Consider the following 1,380-nt stretch of genomic DNA (forward strand, 5'->3'; position numbering starts at 1 on the left):
CTTTTTAAGGTGTTCTCTAATCGCGAGAGTCAAGTGCAACTCTTCCCGTTTTCAAAAAACATCCGGTATCATGGTTCTCTTCGAGGTCAGCGCAGTGTCTGCCTCATCATAGTTTTAGAAACATTGGCCTCTCCATGTCCACAACGCGTTCACACCAAAGGGTTGACGCTACACCTCGATCGAGATGGCCATTGCTTCGTTTCCGGTTGTTTTTTGTATATTATGTATTGTTACTATTAAGCTGGCTGTGCATCGGACCATTTGAAGTCTGCATTGTCCACCCACATACGGTGTAGGATTACAGCCAGCTTCCGGGCTACTGCCACCCTGGCTTTTCTTTTACCTATTCTTTTGCTCAGCTTAGCTCCCCAGGCTTTCAATTTGGACCATTTGCGGACCCGGCTTAATATGACATTGGCTGCCTCATATAGGTAATACCGTAAAAGAGAGTCGCCACATTTGGAGATCCTGCCGCTTTTGTCCACCTCTCCTGATTGATACCGCCTTGGGGTAAGCCCCAGGTAGGCACCCACTGATGAGGATTTTCTGAAGCGGCCAGGATCATCGATGACCGCCTTGAAGGCCATTGCAGTTATTGGGCCTACACCTGGTGCAGTCATGAAACGGCGGCAAACCTGATCGCTACGCACATAAGCCTGAATTTGTCGGGTTAGATTTTCGATCTGCTCACAAACGCTGCGCCATACGCTCAACTGAGCCTCAACAATTGATTCCAAATCAACAATGCCAAAGCATAGCTCACGCACACGCTCCTCAAATGCGCCATTCCATGTAGTACCCACAAAAAGACCAAAAGTTTTTAGTATGCCGCGTAAATGGGTGGAAAGCTTGGTGCGAAGCTGAACCAGATTCGACCTGGCCGAAACAAGGGCGCGGATCAAGTGGGCGTCCATACTTTTGACTTCCACCTCTTTATACCAGCCAGTGCGTACAATCTGGGCCAGACCGTAAGCATCGTTTGCATCAGTCTTGTTGACTTGCATGGAAAGAGCCGCCTTTGCATGACGCGCATCCAAGCAGACTACCGGAAGGCCCATTTCCTTGAAACTGTGCCAGTGCCAAGTGGACAGCGGACCAGTTTCAAAACCGATTTTGATCGCTTCAGGTGCTTTGACGCTTAAAGCCTTGGCAATTGCTTCGGGCTTAGAGGAAGTTTTACCTTGCCACACTGTATTACCGTTCTCGTCAAGGGCACAGATGCTGGTCTCATCCAATGAAACATCAAGTCCTACATAATGGGCCATGAGGGCTCTCCTTTCCGGCGTTAAGGTGTTTGAGGCTGATTATCGCAAACCTCGTTGCAAGGGGGGAGAGCACCCCTCGCGATTATTCTATGTCCACAAATTCGGGGGAGGTTCA

1 protein-coding gene is annotated in these 1,380 nt (G+C 49.3%); it reads right to left on the reverse strand.

The features are described 5' to 3' along the window. Nucleotides 1–236: 236 nt before the first annotated feature. The gene (locus X474_RS19820; protein ID WP_044351408.1) at nt 237–1,265 is read right to left on the reverse strand and encodes an IS110 family RNA-guided transposase; all 1,029 of its coding nucleotides are present in this window, start codon (nt 1,263–1,265) and stop codon (nt 237–239) included. Between the last annotated feature and the right edge of the window lie 115 nt (nt 1,266–1,380).

This window comes from Dethiosulfatarculus sandiegensis (assembly GCF_000931935.2).
In the GTDB taxonomy this organism is placed as follows: domain Bacteria; phylum Desulfobacterota; class Desulfarculia; order Desulfarculales; family Desulfarculaceae; genus Dethiosulfatarculus; species Dethiosulfatarculus sandiegensis.

What these genes read in the sequence shown, in the direction of transcription:
- X474_RS19820 (WP_044351408.1), bottom strand. Translation starts at nt 1,265, where the DNA reads ATGGCCCATTATGTAGGACTTGATGTTTCATTGGATGAGACCAGCATC.